The following is a 23,904-nucleotide window of genomic DNA, read 5'->3' on the forward strand; positions in this document are numbered from 1 at the left end:
TTCCCTTTACGCAAACAGAAGGAATGGCGGCGCGATTCCTTCTGTCTTCCTGATAGTTATCTCACTTTTCCCCACATTGATTATTTTTATGGCATTGCAAATCGTTCTCATTGGCAATATCATTCGTAAAAATTTTAATGATTAGTTTATAAATTAAAGCAGGGGTATTTATGAAATCGTTCCGTCTTTCTCCAGTCGGGCTTGGTGTGGTCGCCGCGCTCGCGCTTGGACAAACTGGCTATGTTGGCGCGGAAGAAACCGCCACACAAAGCAGTGAAGCGAAAGAGGTCATCACCATCGTTGGTTCTCAGGTCGACTTAGGTGGCGACTATCAGGGTGGTCAGGTTGCACGCTCAGGCCGCGCCGGTATTCTCGGCAACCAAGATTTCATGGATACTCCTTTTTCATCAAGTAACTACACTTCGAAGCTGATCGAAGATCAGCAGGCCAAAAGTGTTGGCGATGTGCTGAAAAATGATCCGACGGTGCGTCAGGCTGTGGGTTACGGTAACTTCCAGGAGCTGTACATGATTCGCGGCTTTCCGGTCTATTCCGACGACATGACGCTGAACGGTGTGTACGGTATTCTGCCTCGTCAGTATGTGGCGGCAGAGATGCTGGAGCGCGTGGAAGTGTTCCGCGGTGCGAACTCGTTCGTCAACGGTGCAGCGCCGGGCGGCAGTGCGATCGGTGGTTCCATTAACCTGGTTCCAAAACGGGCGGGTAGTGAACCGCTGACCCGCGTGACACTGGGTACGCAATCCGGTGGCCAGGCATATGGCGCGATGGATGTGGCTCGCCGTTTTGGTGATAACCAGGAAAATGGCGTGCGTGTGAACGTCGTGGCGCGTAACGGTGATGACGCTGTGGACGATCAGGAAACCCAATTGGGTGTGCTGAGCTTAGGCTTTGACCACCAAGGTGAAAATTTCCGTATGTCCGCCGATCTTGGCTATCAGGATCATCACATTGATGCGCCGCGCCCAAGTGTGACACCGGGCAGCGCAATTCCTTCGTTACCAAGTTCAGAGGCCAACTATGCGCAGGACTGGACTTACACTGACGAAAAACAACTGTTTGGTGTTGTGCGTGGCGAATACGATTTCTCCAGCCAGACGACTGGTTGGATTGCTGGCGGCATGCGCCGCGGTAAAGAACACAACCTGCTGGCTAACCCAACGGCGGATGCCGATGGCAACCTGACGGCTTACCTATTTGAGAACGTACGTGAAGACACCGTCATGTCAGGGGATACCGGTGTACGTCATGAATTCTCAACCGGCAGTGTAGGTCACACTGTGGTGGTGTCGGGTTCAGTCTATCAGTCTCGTTCGAAAAACGCCTACGTGATGTCATCCAGCACTGACGTTGGCTCACTGTACGACTATGACTCACTCGATCAATTTGCCGGTCTGTACTACGGCGGTTCGCTCAGCGATCCAAAAGAAACCGAACGCGTGACTTACAGCAGTGCTGCGCTGGCAGACACCTTGTCGCTGTTTGATGATCAGGTGAAAGTGATGCTGGGCGCGCGCCTGCAGCGTGTGGAGACCAAGAGCTTTGATTACAACAGCGGTGACGAGAGCAGCAGTTACGGCAGCACAGCGTTAACACCATCGGTCGGTGTGGTTTACCAGCCAATGCTGGATGTGTCTCTGTACGCCAACTACTCAGAAGCGCTGTTGCCAGGTGAAATTGCGCCGTCGACCAATAATGGTAGCGATGTGGCGAACGCCGGTGAAGTACTGAAGCCAAACCGCTCAGAACAGTATGAAGTGGGCGCGAAATACGACAATGGCAGCTACGGTGCTGTGGTGAGCCTGTTCCAAATCAGCAAGCCAAGTTACATGTACGACAGCAACAACAGCTATACCGACAACGGCGAGCAGCGTAACCGTGGTATCGAACTGTCTGCGTTTGGTGAACCGATTGAAAGCGTAAAAGTGCTGGGCGGTGTGACGCTGATTGATGCGGAAATTGTTAAGAGTGCGACGACGGCGAGTGAAGGGAAACAGGCGATCGGTGTGCCGAAAGTGCAGGCCAACGTTAACATTGAGTGGGCAACCCCGTTTGTTGAAGGCCTGACTCTGGAAGGTCGTACGTTGTACACCGGCTCTCAGTACGCCAGTGCGGACAACTCACTGGAACTGCCATCGTGGACTCGTTTCGACCTGGGGGCGCGTTACGGCATGAAGCTGGGTGATAATGCACTGACGCTGCGCGCACGCGTCGACAACGTGACCGACAAGAGCTACTGGGCTTCAGCAGGTGGCTACCCGGGCAGCAACTACCTGGTGCAGGGCGCGCCACGCACGTTTGTTCTGTCAGCCAGCTACGATTTCTGATGACCCACAAAAAAACCAGCTTCGGCTGGTTTTTTTATCATTACTTCTTGGTGATCTTGTCCAGATAGCCCATGGCGAACGCCGACAACACAAACGTCACGTGCAGCAGCAGGTACCACTGAATTTTTTCACTGTCGATGTGCTCGGTATTCATGAACACCTTCAGCAGATGAATCGACGAAATCGCCACAATCGACGCTGACACTTTGTTCTTCAGTGAGCTGGTGTCGAGTTTACCCAGCCAGCCCAGCTTGTCGTCGTTCTCATCCACATCAAGCTTCGAAACGAAGTTTTCGTAACCGGAAAACATCACCATCACGATCAGGCCGCCAACCAACGAAATATCAATCAGCGAGAGAGTGACGAGAATCAGATCCACTTCTTTAATTGAGAAGATGATAGGCAGCAGGTGAAACACCTCCTGAAAGAATTTAATACCCAGCGCCAGCAGAACCAAACTGAGGCCAAGATAAATAGGCGCCATAATCCAACGCGCTGAATACAAAAGTTTTTCCACTAAATTTTCCATCATGAAGAAGCCGATTTGTTGTTATTAGACAGCGGTGCGCACAGTGCCCACCGTAATGGCGCGATATTACTCTGATTGCCGCGGGTTTGACTATCGGCAAACGGTAAAATTTTTCCATTGCCTGAGGAGCGAAATCGCAGCAAGCAGAAAACAAAAAGCCCTGCAAAAGCAGGGCTTGGCAAGTATGCAGCGGCGATTATTCGATGTTTTGGATCTGTTCGTTGAGTGTTTATTTTTTATTTTTTAAAAACAGTAATTTATGTTTTTTGTTTTGTGTGTTTCAGGATCTTACTACCCAATATACTACCCAGTTGGTTTAAATCATCGCGTTTTTACATTAACAATAGTTTTACTTTTGATGATTGAGTCTTCCAGTGCTAGTCTAGGTAATATCACATTTTTTACGTACTGTCTTGAGATTCAGCCCCCCAGCCTTTGTCTACTACTGCGAATAGAGATGTCGCCGCATTTAACAGTTGGTGGATATCTAATGATTTACACATTATCCGCATAAATTACCATTTAGGTAGATTTTGGCATGATATAAATGTAAATGATATTCATTTTTATTAGCGTGTGGGTGTGGATAATCTTTGCACTCCAAGGTAAATCTATTGCCTTTGACGGATGTTAACCCTCTAGTACGATCTGTAAGATTTAGCAAGAAAACATACACTAATACAGGAATGTTTCATCTGTGTTTCTAGAGCAAAATGCGATAAGCGTGGACTTTAACTGCATCATCCACTTGTGGATCTCTTACCAGTTTCAACAGATTCACTTTCAGCGTGTATAACTGGTTTTGGTACCAGAAAAATCCCTCCTTACCATAAAGATAATAGTCAATGCTTGAAGTATTTGAGCTTTCATCTTTAGATGTATAGATGGACTCTTTTTTGGCGATGATACTCATTCTTTTTTGGTAATTTTTCTCACGATGAGTCGCCTTTTCTCCAGATTCTTCTTTTGTCTTATCCTCTACGAATAAAGATGTAAAAGTGAATAGAAATGTCCTTGTAGGTTCAATGAAGCACGGTAGAGTTACGCTGTCGATATCCGCTCTTTTCTTATGAAAAATGATTAGCTCCATCTTTACGAGCGATTTTATACAGTCAGTGATCTTTCGGCTATTGGTCCCTAAGCGAGCAGCGAGCCATTTTATACCCCTCGGAATACCTCCAAACTCAAATACATAGTTTTCCGCTAACAGGAAACACAGGCTAATCAGGGTTGATTTACGTTGCTGCCCAATGTCGTCTCTTTGTTCGAAAAAGTTGTAGATGTTTTTATATTCAACAAGATCTTTTGAGATAACATTTGAGCGAAACTTAGACTCGCTCAATGGACAAGAAGGAAGAAGGTAAGTATCAGCATAAGGAGTGAAGTATGGCAGTATTGACTTCAGTTCATGCCAATCTTTCATCATCAAATAACGAATAGGAGAGTAGGATTTCCTATCGATCTTTTCTTCTTTTGAATACCCTCCAGAAAACAAAATATATCCGCCTTCCCTATCGTACGGATTGATGAAATTGTGTAGCTGATGAGTGTCATTCTTTTCCAGATTTAGGTTTTCACTTTCTTCCATTATAAGGACCTCTAGCCGTTGTTTGTCTAGCAGATTATATTATATATTTTAGTGTAGTCCGATTAAAAATCAATAATATAGATAAAATGGTTTTTTCACTTTTTTATGTGAGTAAGCTCCAGAAGTAAAAACGTATGAACTGAAGTTTTTGACAATAAATGAGGATGCGTGGGGTTGTTTTGGAGTGATGGATTGCAGTTGAAGTCGTGGGCATTATGAGCTCTCTCTTCATTTACTAGCTCAACGGATTGTCATTTAACTTGTAACTTACTTGGATTCGAAAGTGGGGAGAGGACATCGATTTTCCACTGTTCAGTGCCTAGATGTTGATGGTTAACTAGCACTTGCCCCTTTAGATGGACAGGAAATGTATACGTAGCAGTTTTTTGCATTGTCTGTCTGGTTAGTATTATTACAGTCATATCTACCCTATCAATACACCCATTCATCGGCATAAGCTCATCAACTGAGTCATCCCTAGTGACTCACAGTACGCAATTAAAATTAACGACACAGACCTATCTATGAACCTAAACACAGGAGTAGATAGGAATGAATGTACGTTCTAGAAAAAACAAAAACCTCAGACTGACCAACAAGAAAACGTTTCTGGGTAGACCTATCCAGACCGAGCACGGTCCACTCTACATCGACTACTTAGAGAAAATGCACGATACGATTGATCTCGCATTGGGCGAGTACCCTCGGCTGATGGCTATTCGAGTGGATTTGAGGTTTCCTAAGCTCAGGAACAATGAAAAGAGCGGTAATGTCATGACCGACTTTCTACGCTCGTTACAGTCGCAGATTGATCACTCCGGAAAACGAAAGAAAAGAGAAGGGAGTGCTAGAGTGCATCCCTGCAAAGTGCGGATTGCTTGGGTGAGGGAGCGCTCTAGCTCGATAAACGACCACTATCACCTAGTACTCATGTTCAACAAAGATAGATTTAACTGGTTGGGTAAAACTCAAACACAACAGGAGAACTTAGGCTCTTTTATCGTAGAGGCATGGGCGAGGGTGGCTGGTGTCGACTACGAGGAAGCCAATGGACTGGTTCATTTTTCAAAGAGAAAGAATAGCGACAGTGTGGTCATCCACCGCTTGAATTGTAACTCTGATGACTTTGATGATGCGTTTGATGAGTTCTTCAAGCACATTAGCTATCTAGCAAAAGAGAACACTAAGCACTTTGGTAGCGGTAGACGAAATTTCGGTCATAGTCATAAGTAGCTTAAAAAGTAACGGTAGTACCAGTTCCTGTGGGAATCACAACAAACCACAGGAACCAATCATGATTCATCAACTCAACGAGGCTCATCAAAGAGTCCACACCATCACTCATGACCGAACCTTTAATGGAAAGCCACTCTACTACCACAAGGATGGTCTCGTTCTCGAATACCTAGAGGAGATAGACCGAGTGCTGACTGAAGCACTAAACCAATACCCAAGAATCTTTGTTGTTCACATCAACCTAAACCTACCGAGTGACTTCGGAGAAGATTACCTAGCGGTGTTTGCCCATTTCTTTCGTATTTTAGAATCGGAGACTAATGAGCTCTGTAGAGACAAATACACCGACAGAACTTATCAATACCAGCAAACGGTCATTCGCTATATCTGGACGAAAGCCAGTGAATCCACCAGCGATCACCATCATCTTATCTTGCTCTTTGATAGGGATCTCTTTCAAAACTTAGGCACTGGCCGAGAGGGTTGGGGACGTTTTCTCTACAAAAAAGTGAGGAAGACATGGGATAGGGTGGTTGAAGCTTATTACAGCCAACCATGCCCAGGATTAGCCTACTCTCCTACGAATGAAGGTTTTGAGCTGTTGTCTGATGCTGAAGTGTTCCCGTTACAGTTAAACGAGTTCTTTTATCGAATCAGTCGTCTCGCGAAGCCCATTGCCAACCGGAACGCTTACCCCAACAAGAGTTTTGGTTGCAGTCACGACTCACCTTAAAAAATACAGAGCGAGTAATGCCTATGTCATTCACACACTGAGAGGTATTACTCATGTCGAACACAACCCACCTTCCAACCATTACTCGTGCTAGAACATTTAAAGATTATCCATTGTTTTACAGCAATAAGGGACTTTATGAATCAGCGCTTACCACGATGGATAAGGTCTTTGATCAGGCTCTGACTCAGTATCAACGTACTCTTGCGATGCGTTTGGATTTATACCTGCCTAAAGATCATCAAGACACCGATCTCAGCATCCTCAATGATTACTTTGACATTCTGAAAGAGAAAATCGATGCCGATTCGTTGCCTTATGTATGGCGTAAGCGAGCTGATAAAACCCCTTCACATAACTACCGAGTAATGCTGTTTCTTGATGATAGTCAGTACTTCGGCCCTGCCATTTGTTGGGATAAAGGTAATCAGCTTGTGGATCATCTAAAAACAGCTTGGAAGGAAGCGATAGAAAAGCACTACAAAGGCAAAGAGCGATCAATGATCTTGTTTAACGACCGAGGGAACTATGGACTAGGAACACGCTGTAAGAGCAAAGATACCAATATAAAGCGTTGTGTCTTCCACCGTCTGAGTAGCTTTGCTGAAGCGTGGAAAGAAGAGCGTTACTGCTTTGGCTCTAGCCTAGATTAGATTAGGCCGACTGCACTTTTTTACCGTGGCGGCTTATCCATGGGTATATACAAGAGGAGACAATTCCCATGAGATTTCTACGACTTAAAGACGTAATGGCGATTACAGGGCTAGGCCGCTCCACTATCTACAAGTTCATGGCTGATGAAACCGATTTTCCGAAGAGTGTGCCACTCGGTGGACGAGCGGTGGCTTGGGTAGAAAGTGAAATCGAGGAATGGATGGAGCAACGTCTAGCACTGCGAGACAACCAAGAATCCTTTCAGTAACACAAACATCAACAGGGCGCTGGCTAAGCAAAGTCATGCGCCCTTTTTCAATTAGAGAGATAAAAAATGAGCTATTCAATTTACGTAGACGGCGCAGCACCAAACAATCAACACGTCTGTATGCGAGGTGGTATAGGGCTGGTGGTCATGGATGAAGACAATGAGATAGTCCATGAAGAGAGCATCACCATTGACCGAGAGACGGATTGTGCGGAACTGGAGTTACTGGCGTTTATCGAAGGATTAGAGTATGCCGAAGACGGTGATGTCATCTATTCAGATAATGATTACTGTGTGAAAGGTTTCAACATTTGGCTTGATGACTGGAAAGACCGAGGGTGGCGTAAAGCGAATAAGAAGCCAGTTAAGCATCGGCAACTCTGGAAACAAGTCGATGAACTGCGTTCTAGAAAGTATGTCGAGGTACTTAAAGTCAAATCTCATTCTGGTGTTAGAGGTAATGAGATAGCGGATTCGTTAGCAGTTGATGCTGCTAGAAGTGGTATAGATTGATGTATGTAAGGCGGCTTGTAGGCATAGTCCAACAAGCCGCTATTGCCTGTTATTTGCGTTTTTCTAGATAACATATATCTGAAGATGGATACGATGCGGGGCATAGATTAGCCCAACTGTTAGCGTGTTGCCTTCAAAGTTTGATCGAACCGTCAGAGACAAGCTTTTGCGAGTGTGAATAATTGACCGAATTCCTGTAATGTTAGAGAGTTATAGCTCATCCTGCGATGGTCCAATCACTTCTAAGAAGGACTGAATAAATGACAATTACATAGTCCCTTCAATACAAGATATATAAGTTTTCCATAATTAACTAACAGGGAATAGTGTTTAGATGAATAGCGACAACAACTTTAGACGTATCATCGGCTTTCTAGATGAACCGAAGCCTATGTATGGCGAAGATGAAACAACCAAAATTAGTAAAGGATTTATAGATGTTTTGTTTGAAGAAGATGATGGAACAATAACTAAAATCAACAGTAACCAGTTCTTTGATGATATTGAAAAAGTATTTGTAATTGATGGGTTTCAGGACGTAAAAGTAAGACACCACCGAACACTAATAGCCGCTGACGTTATACCAAACAATCAGTATGAAGAAAAAAGTGATGTAACTCGATACGTCACGTTTAAGAACAATATTAGAGAGTTTTCTACAGTCGTTTTTGGCATGCTACATATGAAATTGCCATCTCCGCTTGATTGCAACGATATCATTCTTCCTTTTTTACCTTCAACGCGTAGTTTTTACATTGTCGATGAAGGCTTTGCCTATGGTCCATTCAAGTTTGAACCTTCCAATGAATGCCGGAAAAACATGGACAAAAACATGAGCTTTTCTGGGCCATATGAAGGGAATTTGCAATTAAGTACAGGAATTGATCCATTAAATACCAAGTCTACATATATCTCGAAAATTAATTTTAATGACATAGAACCACACTTAATCACCGTTCATGGTTCGCAATATCTACTAGATGTATCTGTTCTTAAACAAGCGTCCCACACTGTTCATCAGTATATGATGCGTAACGACTTTATGGCGTTGTTCAATAGGTTGAAAGACCGACGCAAAATTACCGGTCAGGTGGTGGCAGCAGTACGTCTTGAGCTCCAAAACAAAAACTACCCACTGACACCAGAAGGCAAGGAGGCAATCTACAAGATTTGCGACGCTGCTGCCGATGACTCTGATTGGCAGAAAGCGATCATTGATATTGTTAGTAATGACGACCGCGGTAAAAAGCTCATTGAAAACTATGTTGAAGCCACTAAAGAAAGCTATGTGGCTAACTGGGATAAAGTTGCTGCCGAGAAGCACTCAGCCATAGATCGCAAACTTAAGGACGTAGAGTTGCGTTTAACCGAAACTAAAGCCAAAGTTGCGGAACAAGAACAGTTGCTCGTGAACAAGCAAAACGAGTATGAAGCGTTGCTAGAAAAAGCGGAAAGCAATGTAGATTTAGAGCAAAGAATACAAGAGAGACGTCAGGAGTTAGACTCTCAGGTCCAAGAAAGTGAAGCTGAGTTGGCGCGACTGAGATTAGAGCATAAGCAATTAGAACAGTATGGAACAATTGCTGAAGCGATCAAAGTGCTCGAAACTCAGCAATCGTATCTACTTAACCGTGAAAATGAGTTAAAACAATCCATTCAGAAGGTCGAGCAAACATTACGTACTAATGAATCAGAGTTGCAAACGCAGCTGCGTCAGTTGGTACCTTTTGTTTCGACAATTATTCAAGCGCCGATCGCAACTGATGACAAATTTTTGCCGTTCAGCATGCCAGAATTGCAATCGCTGAAATTTAGGGAAATGAGTGTCGCGCAATCCGAAATTTCTAAGTTTGTCAATTATATTGCTGGTCAAATGTCAAAGTACGACCGATCCTATTCAAATGAGTTTATTTCTTCAGTGCTGGTGGCTAATGCTCAATCATTGATCAGTATCTTCACTGGTGCACCAGGTCTTGGAAAAACATCATTTGTTCGTTTGCTTAAAGGAATGCTGAAAATGGATGAGCGTTTCCTTGAAGTGCCTGTGGGTCGTAGTTGGGTATCTGAGCGTGAGTTTATTGGTTTCTTCAACAGCCTCTCAAATTCATTTTCGCCATCTTCCTCTGGTGTATATCAATTCCTTAAAGGGGTAAGTAAAGATCAGCCAGAAACCGCTCCGCTAAGTTTAATGCTGCTTGATGAGGCGAACTTATCTGCCATCGAGCACTATGGGGCGTTCCTTATCAATATTAGTGATGATGAAGCTGACAAAATGTTACGGTTGTCGAAAGAGGAAATCGTTATTCCTGATTCACTAAGGATCATTGCAACGATTAACCATGATTTAACCACAGAAGCACTTTCACCTCGATTAATTGACCGTGCCCCAGTGATTCCATTCGATAGTTTCATCAACGATACTGTGGACTACATCGATGAGGTCGACAGTTACAAAAAACTATCATATGAAGCATTTTCGGGGATGTTCGGTCGAAATGCATTCTTGCGTACTCAACTCGCTATAACCAGTGATGGTTTGCCACAACTATTGGAAGAAGCTCTCAGTATACTGAAAAAAACAGATCCTAGGTTAGGTTCTCCAATTATCTTGAGTCGTCGTAAGATCTCAAACCTGAAAGATTATGTTTACACCCTGACTTCGGTATTAATGGTTACCGAAAAGCTAAGCGAGAGTCCGGCGTTAGAGAAGGCTATTGACTACGGCATGCTGTATTACGTGTTGCCATCAATTCAAGGTGCAGGTTCCGGAATTAAACAGCGTTTGGCATTGCTGAGTGAATGGCTTCAGGACAAAGATTTCGAATTGTCCTCCGCTAAGCTGGAAGATATTTTATTACGCGGTGAGCAGAACTTGGAAACATATAACTTCTTTCATTACTAGGACAGAGATGGGAAGAATCATGAATGTGCTTGAATTTTCTCTACATAGCGGCCCTAATGTGGTGGATTTGTTAGATCGGGATGAAGCCTATATCACGGTCAACGAATACGAAACTGTGTCTTATCGTCTGGTGGTCGATGAGCCAATGAAGCCTATGATGCTACTGGGCGATTATTCTTTATTGCTCACAAATCATTTCATGCAAGACGGGCTCCATGTGTACGAAAGCACCCCAAGTCAGCCATTCAAAAACTTTGTTGGGTTTACGCATGCTGAAATAGTAGATGGTTTCGACTCTGACAAGGAGATCATTGCCGTATCTCGCCCGATCAACGTCTTTGCCAGTAAGCTCAGCTATGAGCGTGCGCTTGGATATCTTCGTTTTATCCTCAACAACGAGGATATTAGCTCTGTTTGTTTCACCGTCACCAAAGGTGGTAGTGATGCTAATCGTTCAACGAACAATCTCTCAGAGAAGTTGATCGCGGGATTACGCGTTGTTGAGTATTTGAATAACGAATGGGGTAGGTTTCACCATGATCCTTGCGTGAAAAAAAGCGCCAAGTCGGAAATCAGACCATTTTCAAAGTCGATGCCAGTGGATGATCGGACGATTTCCTATCTTTCGACGCATCCAGACAGTTTAACGCGTTCAGATCCGCAATCGGGTGATGTACTAATCCGAGGGCAGCACTACGCCATTCAACAGATGGTGCAAAACAAGATTATCCAGAACCTTAATGTGTTCGAAAATCAGGTGATTTTGTTCTTTCTGAAGACGTTTCATCAGTTCGTAACGCAACTTAAATCTGAGCTGGCCAAAAATCAAATAAATCAGGGGACCATTTCGGTTAATGGGATCGACTATATCTCTCTGGATCAAGTGTTGAGGGATTCGGGGATCTTCATAACATTTCAGCAAGAAAAAATAGAAGTGGCCTATAATGCGGCCCGATTGGCTCTGAATCGAATGCAGCGAGATTTCAAATGCGTGTTAGATACCACTCGAAATTTAATGCCAATACCCACACAACAGGTTTTGAGTAAATCTCACTATATTACGCTGTATCGGTTTATGGATGAGTTTTACAGGATTGGTGAGCCCTCATGGCGTGGTACTAGTGAACTTTATGGAATTCGCAACATCAGTAAGCTATACGAATTTGTGAGTCTGATTAACATTCACAAATCGCTAGTTGAGATGGGGTTCAACTTGGATGAATCACGCTATGTGGATATTAGCGGGGTAGAGATTGATCGCCCAATAAATGAACCCTGCAATGTTTATGTATTTAAGCATTTCAGCGGTGTTGTGATTAAGTTGCTTTATGATCTGCAAACCGGTCGTATTGATGATTTAGAAAATCCAGTTGTTGGTCGACTTTATGACATGAAGCATGTTGTTAGGACTAAAACATGGCGCCCCGACTACCAGTTACGCGTCATAAGCGAAAATAGTACCGAATGCCATATTCTGGATGCAAAGTATTCCAATCGCAAAACGGTAGAAGAACGACACATGCCTGAATGTGCGAGGAAATATGGATTAGAAACACGGATGTACAATGTCGTGAATGGTCACCCGCAGTTAACTGTACCTGATTCAGTCACGTTGTTGTATTCGGGTGAATCGTCAGCTTACGTATCAATGTTCAGAAATCCCCATGTAGGTAGTATTAATCGTTTGGTAGAAGACTCAAAACCTCAGTTAGGCTTTATTGGCCTTGATGAATGCAAGATCGAACCGTTGTTAAGCATACTTAAAAAACTAATTGGTATATCTGTTGAAGATAAAGTTGAAGCGCGTTTATGACTTCCTTAGCGAGATTGGGAGTTGATTTTAAGATTCAGTAGAAGCCGGTCTGAGATTTTGGCTACTGCAATCTGCTATTTTGTTTTATTTTGGATGGGCAGAATGCACAGAAGAAAAAAATGGGGAGCGTGATTGCTCCCCATTATCATTTTTACCGCTGTTGGTGGCGTTACTTTTCTTCGACTGATTCACAGCCTTTAGGCACGGTGATGGTCGATATGTCTTTGCCTGCCTGCTGCGCCGCTTTCACATCCATTTTGTATTGAGTGCATTTGCCAACACTGACGTTGACGACTCCCGAATCTGCTGATGGGTTGCCGCCCAGTGTTCCACCAGCAAAGGCGGAAGAGGTTGAGAAAACTAACGCTGCTGTGATGAGTAGAGATGACTTGTTCATAGTTTATCCTTACGAGTTGGTTGAGTGTGTTATTTGGATATTGGAAGTTAGAAGTTGTAGACAAAGGTGCCAGCGCTGGAGGTGACTTCGATTTCTTTCACGTTGTCCACGGTGCAGTTGTTGCTGTATCCGGTATAGGTTTGGCCGAACTTTAACGAAACGTTTCTTGATAGCTCTGAGGCTGTACCTGCGGGTAATCGGCAGTTGCCTCGGTTAATCACCACATTGCTGATTACGGTGTTGTCGGCGATAGCTTGCAGGTCAAAAACCAATGTTCCCCAATGCGAGTTAGTCGATATCGACACTTCAATATCTGCTGTTGCTGCTTGAGTCTCTTCTTGGTCGCCACAAGCGGTGAGCGCGATAAACAGGATGGTCATAGCGGCGTATCGGAGTAGGGTGCTGGTTAATGTCATAACGGTGCTCTCCTTATCGGTGAGGGAAATTCAGGGTGTACTGATTCCATCGTGTTCACGCATGAACCGCTCAAGATTGAAATCAGTCGGATAGGTAAAAGAAAACGTCGATACACTGGCCTCATCAATCAAAGGCAAGGCTAGGGTACGTATCGTGTGTTGACCGGATAATCGAAAGAGCAGCAAGAGCGCGTCACACTGAACCGAGAGTCCCAGTGGCTCAATGAGCGCCTTCTCTTGCTGCAATACTTGGCTCGATATCTTGAGCATACGGTTGTGCAGTAATGCCGTGTGTACCGCATTCAACACGTGCCGTTGCTCGTCACTCCACTCGCGAATAGTGGGCAATGTCACATGTACTTTGGCTAACCATGCTTGCTCTTTTGAATGTGCTGAACCCTTGTGTGGCAAGGGTTTGTCTCTCTCCGAGGAGGACCCTTGCCCGTAATTCAGTGCATCAGGTACTAGCGGTAGTAAGTACTTGTTGGTCAGTTGCCAATAGAGCATTTCCTGTTTGTTGAGCTTCAGTAATTGCTCTGAGGTTTTTCGATAAACATGGGGCATGCTCATCGAATCACACTCAACGTTAAACACCTCCACAATGATGTCATCGAGGTAGCGTTTAATGCTGCGAGTGGTGCGGTGGATATCGAGTAGGGCTAACTGCTGCTGCAACTCCCTAACGGTAATCCATCGATGTTGAGGAATAAGCATCAGCGTGTGCAGCAAAGCGGATAACCCTTCAATGCTGGTTTTATTGCTCATGACTACGCTCTCAATACATCAAAGCTCCACACCGGAGTCGGACATTTAATGTCGGGAGAATAGAGGTGGGTCAGACACATAATGTCCAACGGTGAAAACAGCATCAATCGGCATCACCAAAGAGTGAGCCGATTAACATTAACGAGGCTTATGCTTATCACTGAGCTCGGCAATGGCTGCCAATAACCCAATCAACAGCACCACCAAAAACCCTAAACTGGATAGGGCTCCAATAGCACCGAAGAACGGGGAAAGTGAAAACAGCGTGATAAGGGCAGTGACAAGTTTGATGGTTTGTAGAAGAAGGGAAGTCATGAGTTATTGCGGGGTGACGGCTATCTCGTTGTAGGAGTCCATGTCGACATAGGCAAGAAAGTTATTCTCCCATAGCCGATACAGCTCTTTAGCATCACGGCTACCTTGCATTGGTAGCCAGCCACGATAAGCAACAAAGAACTGCCCAACCCGAAAATCAAAATCCAAGTTGCGCTCTAGCTCTGGATAGTAGTTCCCCATGTAAGCAAAGTCGGTGATGTACTCGATGCTCCATTCTCCGGTTGAAGTTTGGCAAATCGCCATCTCAACCGGATGGAAGCCGCCTTCATCCGCGCTGTAACTTTTATCGCGAAAGTTAAACACCAGATAACGGCTGGTGGTCAGTGCTTCATTACTCAGCAAATGAGTGGTGAGTTGCTTACTCAGTAGTGTATGCAGTTTCTTTGACACAGGTAGTAATGATGCTGTGAAGTTTAATTTGGACATAGTGAGTCCTCCTTGTTTCAGGATTCAAATAAGAAATGAGAGATTAGGATTTAGTGAAACGTACCGACCATCGTCAGTTGCACGTCATCAAAGACGTTTCTGGAGAGATGACGACCAAAGGCTTTCATCCATACCGAGAGTAGCTCTTGTACTTCAGGATGGGATAAATCAGTGCTTCCCACATCGGGTTGATAGCACCAGCGATTAGCAAGGTGAAAGTACAACTCAGGCTCAACGGTTGTACTGTTGTCATCGGGATAAGAGAAGCTAGCAAAGAACACCACCAGCCAAGGGCTTGAGACTGACTCACGTTTAAGCTGTACTTCAATCGGATGTAAACCTTGTTTATGTCGGTAGTAACTCATTTGGCGGCAGTTCAGCACGAGTCTCTCGGCATTATCTGGGAGAGTGTATCGATTCATGAGTGCTTCTAGTGACTTATGTAATGCATCATCAATAGAAAGCTCACCATAATGTTGTTCAATCATAACCAACCTCTTTCAGCAAATGATGTGCAGGTATCGCCTGTCACGATATGGTCGAGAACGCGAACATCCACCAGAGCTAAAGCATCTTTGAGTCTTTCGGTTATGCGTCTATCGGCTTGAGACGGCGTTGAGTCACCAGATGGGTGGTTATGGGCAAATATCACCGCTGCGGCATTCACTTCTAACACTGCTTTCACTACTTCACGTGGGTAAACGCTGGCCGCATCCACCGTTCCATGAAACAGCTCTTTAAACTCAATCAGTCGGTTTTGGTTATCCAGCAGCAATAAGGCAAACACTTCACGCTCATGGCTGCCTAGCTTACAGCGCACATACTCTTTGGTGGCATCAGGATTGGTTAGGGCATCGCCACGCACGTAGCGTGTAGCCAGTATCTCAGCGGCATGCTCTAGGATTTCATTTTCCTGATAGCGTTGCTGCTTTTGGTAATCGGGAGTTTTGGTATTCATTTCAGGCTCCTGTCGGAATCAATAGTGGTTATTCACATTGATGACATATGCCTGAATATTTTTGGATTTAGGGTGGAGGGCTATTGTAGGCAAGAAGAAGGAGGTTGCGAGCTCCTAATGAGAGCATAAGGGCTGTTAGTTTTAAGGAGGAAAGCTGATGGCGTTAGAATGAGAGAGGGTAGGACAGAATCGCTTGTGATCACAATTTATTGATTCTTTACTCTAAATGATTTATGCCCCTTTCTGAGCCACGAGAGCTGAATTTTGAATAACAAAAACTAATACATTTCCAACTCGAACCAAAGTATGGTCACTGATTGTAACTACCTCGTTATTTGATGTAAGAATCCAGAACTTTCAGCACTATTTCCATATCTACTTCACGTTGCTCTTTGTCTTCCTCAAGTACAACGTGCTCAAGCAAGTGACCTTTGATCACTTCTCGCATCAAGCCATTTACCGCGCCTCGAATAGCAGCTATCTGCTGCAACACATCTTGGCACTCATGCTCTTCTTCCAGCATTTTTTTAAGTCCATTCACCTGACCCTGTATTTTACTGACTCGGGTGTTGAGCTTCTTCTGATCTCTGGTTGTATGCGACATGGCTTATCTTCTTTATGTTACGGGCTGAGCGATTCTAACCGATAATGTAGCACTCAATTTATACTGGGGGGTAGTATTTAATACTAGGGGGGAGTATAGTTTGCGTCAAATTTGAAATAGCAACAGAGAATAACAATGGATTTTGTCGCACTACTACAACAGGGTAATGGGTGGTTCTTTATTCCCAGTGCCATTTTACTTGGTGCTTTGCATGGTCTTGAGCCTGGACACTCGAAAACGATGATGGCGGCTTTCATTGTCGCGGTTAAAGGAACGGTCAAACAAGCAGTGATGCTGGGGTTGGCTGCCACACTTTCTCACACGGCTATTGTGTGGTTAATCGCTGTTGGCGGGATGTATATCAGCCAGAAATTCACGGCTGAAGCTGCTGAGCCGTGGATGCAACTCATCTCAGGCGTCATTATCGTTTCGACAGGTTTATGGATGTTCTGGCGGACGTGGAGCGATGAGCGTGCTTGGCATAAAGCTCATAACCATGCTCATGAATGGACTACTCAAGTTGTCGATACAGGACATGGACATGTTTCGCTCTCTATCACAGAAGAAGGGTTTCATCATCGTTTTCAGTTGCGAACACTCAACGGCAAGCCTTTAACGGCTGAAGGTGTCAAGATTTCAGTACCAAGCAACGATTCTCAATCTGCTGACATCTATCATTTTATTGAGCGTGATGGGTACTTAGAATCGGCCTCATGTATCGAAGCCTCTGATGATTTATCTGTCACATTGATTATCGGACACCACGATCATACCCATGATTTTGATGTACATTTTAGTTCAGGATCTCATCCAGGAAGTGATAACAAGGAATATCAAGATGCTCATGAACGCGCTCACGCTTTAGACATACAAAAACGTTTTGAGAACCGAGACGTCACTAATGGGCAAATACTGCTTTTTGGTTTAACAGGTGGCTTGATTCCATGTCCTGCTGCGGTAACGGTTTTGCTTATCTGCTTGCAGCTAAAGGCGATGACACTTGGTGCGACTTTGGTTGTGTCATTCAGCATTGGCTTAGCTCTGACTCTGGTTGCAGTCGGCGTTGTGGCTGCCGTGGGGGTGAAAAAAGCGACATCTAAATGGAGTGGTTTGAACGATGTTGCACGCCGAGCACCTTACTTATCGGGCGTTTTGATCAGTGCTGTTGGCTTATACATGGGTATGCACGGATATACATCACTGATGAGCTAAGCTCTGTGGTAATGATGACTTTGCTTACAGTTTTAATAAAGGTAACGATTTCATGTTGTGGATTATTACTAAGTACGCATTAACCGCTGGGATTGTGGTTTTGATATCTGAAGTAGCTAAAAGAAGTGATAAAGCGGGAGCGCTAATAGCCGCACTGCCTACAGTGACTATTTTGGCTTTGATTTGGATGTATATCGAAGGGCAAGGTCAGGAAAAGCTCGCCAATCATGCCTACTACACCTTCTGGTATGTGCTGCCTACGTTGCCAATGTTTCTGATCTTTCCGTTTCTATTGAGTCGATACTCCTTTTGGTTCTCGTTAGGTATTTGTGCCATTATTTCAATCGTCTGCTTTTTTATCGTGGCAATTGTGGTTAAAGAGTTTGGCATAGAACTTACATAAATTAACAAATGACGGTTGAACTCTTGGTTTTGTTATAATATAACACTTCAAGTTTTGTCATTCTCAATGAATTATCTCAATGTCGGCGATGGTGTATGGTTTCTAAAGCACTCACACAATGTATTAGCTTGCTGATGCTACTTATCGTCGCATTGGGGACGACTACGTCTGCGATAGGTGAATTTCGTTCTCATAGCTTGTCGGCGATATCGGTTATCGATAGTGACCATGCACACTCCCATTCCTCCAGTCATTCACATGACGTCGATGATGAGTATTCATTTCAACATGATGCGAGTAATCATAATCACACGTATGACAGTGCAACATTAAAAGCGCTGAGTCATTCCGTCTTTACGAGAGTGATGGTGTCAACCTATGGCAGGCAAGTCAGCGGAACGCCTATCCATAAACCCTTCAAAATAGAGCGTCCTCCAAGAGCGTTGTTGTTTACTTGATAACTGCCGCAATCAGCGGCTAAAGAAGATTCAACAAACAATGGAGTTACTATGAACTTACTCTCTTTACGCGAAGTGAGTACGTTGCCTATCGGTATGGCGACGTCGCTTCGTAAGGGGATGCTTTATCTCATTCTCGCCTTACTCATGGTGATGAGCACTGACGTTTTTGCTCATGCTGTGGCACAGGGTGACAAAGGTTATATCCAAGAAATCACAGGCACCAATATCATTGCCTTTATGTATCTAGGTGCGAAGCACATGGTAACAGGATACGATCATATCCTGTTTCTATTTGGTGTGATTTTCTTCCTCTACAAAATGAAACACATCGCGTTGTATGTAAGCCTTTTTGCGCTCGGACATTCGTCTACCATGCTGCTTGGTGTGTACTTCAATATCGGCATTAACAGTTACATTATCGATGCCATCATCGGGTTATCTGTGGTCTACAAGGCAATGGATAACTTAGGCGCATTTCAGCGATGGTTTGGCGTACAGCCCAATACAAAACTCGCAACCTTGTTGTTCGGGTTCTGTCATGGTTTTGGGTTGTCGTCGAAGATCATCGAATATGATATTTCTCCTGATGGATTAATTCCTAATCTACTGGCGTTCAACATAGGTGTAGAAATTGGGCAATTGATTGCCCTAGGCACCATTTTGATTGTGATGGGCTTTTGGAGACGACATACCAGTTTTTATAGTCAAGCCTACTCAGTCAATGTCGTTATGATGAGCTTGGGTTTCATGCTTATCGGTTATCAACTAACGGGCTACGTTGTTGCTCAGTAAAAAGAAAAAGGAATCAATCATGTACAACACAGATATGCCAAATCGTGCCGAGCTACCGACAACCAAACAGCTTGTTCGCTCAACCTTTATTGCTCTAGGAACCGCTATTGTACTGCTCATCACCGTCATTCTGCCTGCTGAGTACGCTCTTGACCCAACAGGAATGGGCAGAGCACTGGGATTAACTGAAATGGGTGAGATTAAGGCTCAATTAGCCCAAGAAGCAGAAGAAGACCAAGCCAATAGCTCAGTCGTAGTCGCCACTAAAACCGTTCAAAGCGAGCCTGTTAAAGCGGAACCTGAAGTAGCACCTCAACAACTTGAGGTGTCTTCTACAAAACCTGACGTTGCTATTGCAGTGGAGCCAGTTTGGAAAGACAAAATTATGCTTTCACTGAAACCAGGCCAAGGTGCGGAAGTTAAGTTGGTCATGGAAAAAGGCCAAATTGCTCAATTTGAATGGACATCGAAAGGTGGCCCTGTCAATTACGACACTCATGGTGATGGCAATGGCAATTCGATTAGCTACGAAAAAGGCCGTGGCGTACCTGACGATCAAGGTGAGTTAGAAGCTGCTTTCACGGGTAATCACGGCTGGTTCTTCCGTAACCGTAACGACAAAACAGTAATGGTTATTCTGAAAACGAATGGTGATTACGCAGAAATGAAGCGTGTTCTGTAATTAAGCTAAGTCTAGCCTCTACGGAGATGAGTTTCGTAGGGGCTATTTAATATGATTCGCTTATAAATATGGTTACTTGAACACAGCTAATTTAAGGTTAACGGTATGAAAAAGCAGAAGAGTCCTTGCGTCGATCTTTGCGATTTCTCGAATCCTAAAGGTTGGTGTTTGGGTTGTGCCAGAACTCGAGATGAATGTCAGAAATGGAAAACACTGAAACCTTATGCTCTGAACATCCTAAAGAAAGAACTCCAAAAAAGGATGTCACAAATGAGAAGTGAACGGAGCAAGTAAGATACACCGCAATACCTGAGGTTATCCGCATTATTCTAAATTAGTAAAATCACTGAAACGTTTCTGTCCAGAAACGTGTTACTGCTCACCAAGCGATTCTGTCGTACTACTAAATCAAAATTGTTAGATTATGTATGAGTCCGCACATTTAAAAAGAGGATGCCACTGGCATCCTCTTTTTTTTGCTTATGTCTAAATGACAATATGACTCTTAACCAGATCTGTGACTTTTTCCAGTGCTTCTTTGCGCTCTTCCAAGTAGTCATACCGATCATAGATACCCTCGACTCCTTTCAGCTTATGATTTAAACAGCGCTCTGCGATATGGCTAGGAACTTTTACCGAAGCGAGTAGGCTACGGCATGTGCGGCGTAGATCATGAACCGCAAAATGTTTGATATCGCCCATTTTATTTGGTGGTTGTACCTTACGGCCGGGCTCTCGACCAAATAGCTTTGAAATAGCTCTGTTCAATGTGTCTTTGCCCATGTGCGGTACTTTGCTTTCTCTTCTGTTAGGGAAGACGTATTCTGAACCACAAGCTCGCATATACAGTTCTTTAAACCACTGTATGCACAGCTCCGGAAGCGGAATAGTGAAACCTGTCCCAGATTTGCTTCTCTCCGCTGGTAGGTGCCATAAAGCATTATCTAGATCGAACTCAGCCCACTTTGCTTCTGTTAGCTCTGATTTACGAACGCCAAGACAAAGAAGCAGTGCACAAGCTAGGTAGTTGTCTCGATTGAAGCTATAAATGTTTTGGTTGAAGACGGAAAAAACATGTTTAATCTCTTCCAGTTCTAAGACCCGATCTCGGCTTTCTTCAATGCCACCAGCATCATAGTTAGAAAATGCTAGTGCGGGGTTAGACTCAATAACACCAATCTTTATACCGTGTTTAAAAAGCTGCTTACAATACATTAGCGTGTCGTTAGCTGTGGTTGGACGGCCACTGTCAGCGACTATTTGGATGATATTACGGATATCTAAAGGTGTGACACGTTTCAACGTGTATTGACCAATTTGCGGAGAGATCTCTTTCTGATAGATACGCTTAGGTATATTTGGGTGCTTGAGCCTTTTGGACAAATCCTTGTACCAGTCTTCGAAGAGATCATCGATTATTTGTATATCGGCTTGCTTACTCCGCTTTTTTTCTGCAATTGGGTTAATCCCTTCGCTGATTTGCTTTCGAAGCTCAGATGCTTTCAACCTTGCATCTGCAAGAGAAAGTTCATCGACCTTGCCAATAGTCACCTCCTTTCTTTTCTTAAAAAGGGTATACCTTAGCATCCAGTATGGTCGACCTATTCTAGGAATCATTAGATAGAAACCATCACCATCGGCATGACGACCTGTTTTTTGGTCTTTTACTATCGCCTTAACTTGGTTGACGGTGAGATTCCCCATCTCTATCTCCTTGAATTTATAGCTCTAATCGAAGTTATCATTACATCACCCTCCAGAAGTGGGGAGTATATTGTGATATTTATACTACGATGGGGAGTAAATAGCAAAGTACTACCCAAGATACTCCCCGTTTGTTCATGGCTGTTGATGAATTTTATGGATGTATATGGATGATGAAAATAACAAAGCCCTTATAAATAAGGGCTTTGTGGAAGGGTGTGGAGTAGGGGAGAATCTATTCTATATTTTGGATCTGCTCGCGCATTTGCTCAATCAGCACTTTCAGTTCTACGCCAGAGGCGGTGATGTCGGTGCTGATCGATTTGGAAGCCAGTGTGTTCGACTCGCGGTTGAACTCCTGCATCATGAAATCGAGGCGGCGACCGACCGAGCCACCTTTTTTCAGAATATTGCGCGTTTCTTTGACGTGCGAATCGAGGCGATCCAGCTCTTCGGCTACATCGGATTTCTGCGCCAATAGAATCAGCTCTTGTTCGATGCGGCTCGGGTCAAGCTCCACTTTGGCTTCTTCAAATTTGCTGACCAGACGTTCACGTTGCCAGTCGATGATTTCCGGCATGCGCGCGCGCACTTTCACCACTTCGGCGCTGATGCCATCCAGACGCTGCTCAATCAGCGCTTTCATGTTTTCGCCTTCGCGACCACGCGCTTCGATGAATTCACTCACCGCTTCGTCGAAACCTTCCAGCAGTGATTTGTTGATCGCATCCATATCCTGCTCAGGAGTTTCCATCACGCCCGGCCACTGCATGACCTGGAACGGGTTGATACGGCTCAGTTCTCCGGTCATGTGCATGATTTGGCTCGCTGCTTTAATCACTTGTTCGGCCAGCGCTTCGTTGATGTTTAACTTGCTTTGCGCTGCAGGGTTGGCATCAAAACGCAGATGACATTCGACTTTACCGCGCGCCAGACGTTGGCGGAAACGTTCGCGTAACACGGGCTCCAGGCCACGGAACTGCTCCGGCAGGCGGAAGTAAGTTTCCAGATAGCGTTGGTTAACCGAGCGAATTTCCCACACGGCACTGCCCCAATCGCCTTTGACTTCTTTGCGTGCATACGCCGTCATGCTGTAGATCATCGATATGTCCTTGGTTTTGAATTTTTTTAAATGAACTGGCGCTAATACTAGCATAGAAAAACCCTGCGGTGGCGAGATGCACTTCCCAGTTGCGTGGCCAACTTAGTGTAACGATGGGACGCAAACCTAGGATTGACGTTCGAATTCCGCTATAATTCTGCCCCAATCAAATCCGCCCCCTCGATGGCGGTTCACCCAACACAGGTAAAAACCTTATGCGTCCAAATAACCGCGCTGCGGATCAGGTTCGTCCGATTAACATTACTCGTCACTACACGGCCTACGCAGAAGGCTCTGTGCTGGTGGAATTCGGCAACACCAAAGTGCTGTGTAACGCAACGGTAGAAGAAGGTGTGCCACGCTGGCTGAAAGGTCAGGGTAAAGGCTGGGTAACCGCAGAATACGGCATGCTGCCACGCGCCACCCATTCGCGCACACGTCGTGAAGCGGCGAACGGCAAGCAAGGCGGTCGTACCATGGAAATTCAGCGTCTGATCGCGCGCAGTCTGCGTGCTGTGGTTGACCTGGAAGCGATGGGCGAACTGATGATCACTGTGGACTGTGACGTGATTCAAGCCGACGGCGGCACACGTACCGCATCGATTTCTGGTGCCAGTGTTGCGATGGCTGATGCGTTCGACAAACTGGTCGCGGACGGCAAACTGAAGAAGAACCCGATGAAAGGCCATGTCGCGGCAGTTTCAGTGGGGATCCTGGGTCAAGACGTATTGTGCGATCTCGAATACGTTGAAGATTCGGCGGCAGACACCGATATGAACGTGGTGATGACCGAAGAAGGCAAGATGATCGAAATTCAGGGCACGGCCGAAGGCGAACCGTTCAGTCACGAACAGTTGCTTGATTTGTTGGCGGTGGCCAAGAAAGGCATTGCAGATATCGTCTCGGCGCAGAAGGCGTCGTTAGAGAATTGATATTTAGCTCCCGATTGGGGGCTATTTTTTTGTCTGAATTTTTTGCCGCGTGAGCGGCAGCAAGAAACCTTGGGCGCTTGTTGACGTAAACGCCCACCGTTGAGTTTGACGATGCTCAAACCAGAACCATGTA

At 44.8% G+C, this 23,904-nt stretch carries 25 protein-coding genes; 14 read left to right on the forward strand and 11 right to left on the reverse strand.

Features of this window, described 5'->3' with window-relative positions; genetic code table 11:
• Positions 1–170: 170 nt before the first annotated feature.
• Entirely contained in the window at positions 171–2,345 is a 2,175-nt protein-coding gene (locus tag LGV68_RS18490; RefSeq protein ID WP_047463202.1) for a TonB-dependent siderophore receptor, read from the forward strand.
• Positions 2,346–2,385: 40 nt separating this feature from the next.
• Here LGV68_RS18490 and LGV68_RS18495 read toward each other — a convergent pair whose 3' ends face one another.
• Together LGV68_RS18495 and LGV68_RS18500 are read right to left on the reverse strand one after the other, a co-directional pair.
• On the reverse strand, positions 2,386–2,874 hold the full coding sequence (locus tag LGV68_RS18495; protein WP_038130135.1) for a TIGR00645 family protein: 489 nt from the start codon (positions 2,872–2,874) through the stop codon (positions 2,386–2,388).
• A 703-nt stretch (positions 2,875–3,577) separates the two neighbouring features.
• Positions 3,578–4,462: a hypothetical protein gene (locus LGV68_RS18500; RefSeq protein ID WP_071192534.1), complete on the reverse strand. Its 885-nt coding sequence runs from the start codon at positions 4,460–4,462 to the stop codon at positions 3,578–3,580.
• A 552-nt stretch (positions 4,463–5,014) separates the two neighbouring features.
• Between LGV68_RS18500 and LGV68_RS18505 the strand changes: the two genes are divergently transcribed.
• The 7 genes from LGV68_RS18505 (at position 5,015) to LGV68_RS18535 (ending at position 12,581) form a co-directional block, all read left to right on the forward strand.
• Positions 5,015–5,695, forward strand: coding sequence for an inovirus Gp2 family protein (locus tag LGV68_RS18505; protein ID WP_001102917.1), 681 nt, complete (start codon positions 5,015–5,017; stop codon positions 5,693–5,695).
• A 61-nt stretch (positions 5,696–5,756) separates the two neighbouring features.
• Positions 5,757–6,431, forward strand: coding sequence for an inovirus Gp2 family protein (locus LGV68_RS18510; RefSeq protein ID WP_252535842.1), 675 nt, complete (start codon positions 5,757–5,759; stop codon positions 6,429–6,431).
• 53 nt (positions 6,432–6,484) lie between these two features.
• Positions 6,485–7,084, forward strand: coding sequence for an inovirus Gp2 family protein (locus tag LGV68_RS18515; RefSeq protein ID WP_032477045.1), 600 nt, complete (start codon positions 6,485–6,487; stop codon positions 7,082–7,084).
• A gap of 68 nt (positions 7,085–7,152) precedes the next feature.
• On the forward strand, positions 7,153–7,353 hold the full coding sequence (locus LGV68_RS18520) for an AlpA family transcriptional regulator (protein ID WP_252535843.1): 201 nt from the start codon (positions 7,153–7,155) through the stop codon (positions 7,351–7,353).
• A 66-nt stretch (positions 7,354–7,419) separates the two neighbouring features.
• Complete coding sequence (locus tag LGV68_RS18525) at positions 7,420–7,866, forward strand: ribonuclease HI (RefSeq protein WP_252535845.1); 447 nt, start codon at positions 7,420–7,422, stop codon at positions 7,864–7,866.
• A gap of 334 nt (positions 7,867–8,200) precedes the next feature.
• Positions 8,201–10,768: a hypothetical protein gene (locus LGV68_RS18530; RefSeq protein WP_252535846.1), complete on the forward strand. Its 2,568-nt coding sequence runs from the start codon at positions 8,201–8,203 to the stop codon at positions 10,766–10,768.
• 19 nt (positions 10,769–10,787) lie between these two features.
• Complete coding sequence (locus LGV68_RS18535; RefSeq protein ID WP_029827291.1) at positions 10,788–12,581, forward strand: hypothetical protein; 1,794 nt, start codon at positions 10,788–10,790, stop codon at positions 12,579–12,581.
• A 169-nt stretch (positions 12,582–12,750) separates the two neighbouring features.
• Here the strand turns inward: LGV68_RS18535 and LGV68_RS18540 are convergent, their stop codons facing one another.
• The 7 genes from LGV68_RS18540 to rcnR form a co-directional block, all read right to left on the reverse strand.
• Positions 12,751–12,978 carry a hypothetical protein gene (locus LGV68_RS18540; protein ID WP_252535847.1) on the reverse strand — a complete coding sequence of 76 codons (228 nt, stop codon included), beginning with the start codon at positions 12,976–12,978 and terminating at the stop codon, positions 12,751–12,753.
• Between the two features lie 47 nt (positions 12,979–13,025).
• Positions 13,026–13,394 (reverse strand): hypothetical protein, encoded by a 369-nt coding sequence (locus LGV68_RS18545; RefSeq protein WP_252535848.1) that lies wholly within the window; start codon positions 13,392–13,394, stop codon positions 13,026–13,028.
• Positions 13,395–13,424: 30 nt separating this feature from the next.
• Complete coding sequence (locus LGV68_RS18550) at positions 13,425–14,159, reverse strand: WYL domain-containing protein (protein WP_252535849.1); 735 nt, start codon at positions 14,157–14,159, stop codon at positions 13,425–13,427.
• Positions 14,160–14,477: 318 nt separating this feature from the next.
• Positions 14,478–14,921 carry a DUF2787 domain-containing protein gene (locus LGV68_RS18555; protein WP_148511508.1) on the reverse strand — a complete coding sequence of 148 codons (444 nt, stop codon included), beginning with the start codon at positions 14,919–14,921 and terminating at the stop codon, positions 14,478–14,480.
• A gap of 50 nt (positions 14,922–14,971) precedes the next feature.
• Entirely contained in the window at positions 14,972–15,409 is a 438-nt protein-coding gene (locus LGV68_RS18560) for a DUF2787 domain-containing protein (protein WP_172775048.1), read from the reverse strand.
• Positions 15,406–15,879, reverse strand: coding sequence for a DNA repair protein RadC (gene radC, locus LGV68_RS18565; RefSeq protein ID WP_017050839.1), 474 nt, complete (start codon positions 15,877–15,879; stop codon positions 15,406–15,408). Before radC ends, LGV68_RS18560 begins: the two co-directional genes overlap by 4 nt.
• Positions 15,880–16,210: 331 nt before the next feature.
• On the reverse strand, positions 16,211–16,483 hold the full coding sequence (rcnR, locus tag LGV68_RS18570) for a Ni(II)/Co(II)-binding transcriptional repressor RcnR (RefSeq protein WP_045618547.1): 273 nt from the start codon (positions 16,481–16,483) through the stop codon (positions 16,211–16,213).
• 135 nt (positions 16,484–16,618) lie between these two features.
• Between rcnR and LGV68_RS18575 the strand changes: the two genes are divergently transcribed.
• The 5 genes from LGV68_RS18575 to LGV68_RS18595 all read left to right on the forward strand — a co-directional run bounded on the left by LGV68_RS18575 (position 16,619) and on the right by LGV68_RS18595 (position 20,327).
• On the forward strand, positions 16,619–17,695 hold the full coding sequence (locus LGV68_RS18575) for a nickel/cobalt efflux protein RcnA (protein ID WP_045618545.1): 1,077 nt from the start codon (positions 16,619–16,621) through the stop codon (positions 17,693–17,695).
• 52 nt (positions 17,696–17,747) lie between these two features.
• Positions 17,748–18,098 (forward strand): DUF3147 family protein, encoded by a 351-nt coding sequence (locus LGV68_RS18580; protein ID WP_005463347.1) that lies wholly within the window; start codon positions 17,748–17,750, stop codon positions 18,096–18,098.
• A 509-nt stretch (positions 18,099–18,607) separates the two neighbouring features.
• Positions 18,608–19,351 carry a HupE/UreJ family protein gene (locus LGV68_RS18585; protein ID WP_045618544.1) on the forward strand — a complete coding sequence of 248 codons (744 nt, stop codon included), beginning with the start codon at positions 18,608–18,610 and terminating at the stop codon, positions 19,349–19,351.
• 19 nt (positions 19,352–19,370) lie between these two features.
• Positions 19,371–20,033 carry a hypothetical protein gene (locus tag LGV68_RS18590; RefSeq protein ID WP_045618543.1) on the forward strand — a complete coding sequence of 221 codons (663 nt, stop codon included), beginning with the start codon at positions 19,371–19,373 and terminating at the stop codon, positions 20,031–20,033.
• A 105-nt stretch (positions 20,034–20,138) separates the two neighbouring features.
• Positions 20,139–20,327, forward strand: coding sequence for a DUF1289 domain-containing protein (locus tag LGV68_RS18595; RefSeq protein WP_071652982.1), 189 nt, complete (start codon positions 20,139–20,141; stop codon positions 20,325–20,327).
• A gap of 192 nt (positions 20,328–20,519) precedes the next feature.
• Here LGV68_RS18595 and LGV68_RS18600 read toward each other — a convergent pair whose 3' ends face one another.
• Both LGV68_RS18600 and LGV68_RS18605 read right to left on the reverse strand, forming a co-directional pair.
• Positions 20,520–21,737 (reverse strand): site-specific integrase, encoded by a 1,218-nt coding sequence (locus LGV68_RS18600; RefSeq protein WP_252535850.1) that lies wholly within the window; start codon positions 21,735–21,737, stop codon positions 20,520–20,522.
• 235 nt (positions 21,738–21,972) lie between these two features.
• Positions 21,973–22,839, reverse strand: a complete 867-nt coding sequence (locus LGV68_RS18605; protein ID WP_047463205.1) for a YicC/YloC family endoribonuclease — start codon at positions 22,837–22,839, stop codon at positions 21,973–21,975.
• Between the two features lie 215 nt (positions 22,840–23,054).
• Between LGV68_RS18605 and rph the strand changes: the two genes are divergently transcribed.
• Entirely contained in the window at positions 23,055–23,771 is a 717-nt protein-coding gene (rph, locus tag LGV68_RS18610) for a ribonuclease PH (protein WP_020332543.1), read from the forward strand.
• The last annotated feature ends 133 nt before the right edge of the window (positions 23,772–23,904 follow it).

Origin of the sequence: Vibrio sp. LQ2, assembly GCF_023920125.1 — a bacterium.
GTDB lineage: Bacteria > Pseudomonadota > Gammaproteobacteria > Enterobacterales > Vibrionaceae > Vibrio > Vibrio fluvialis.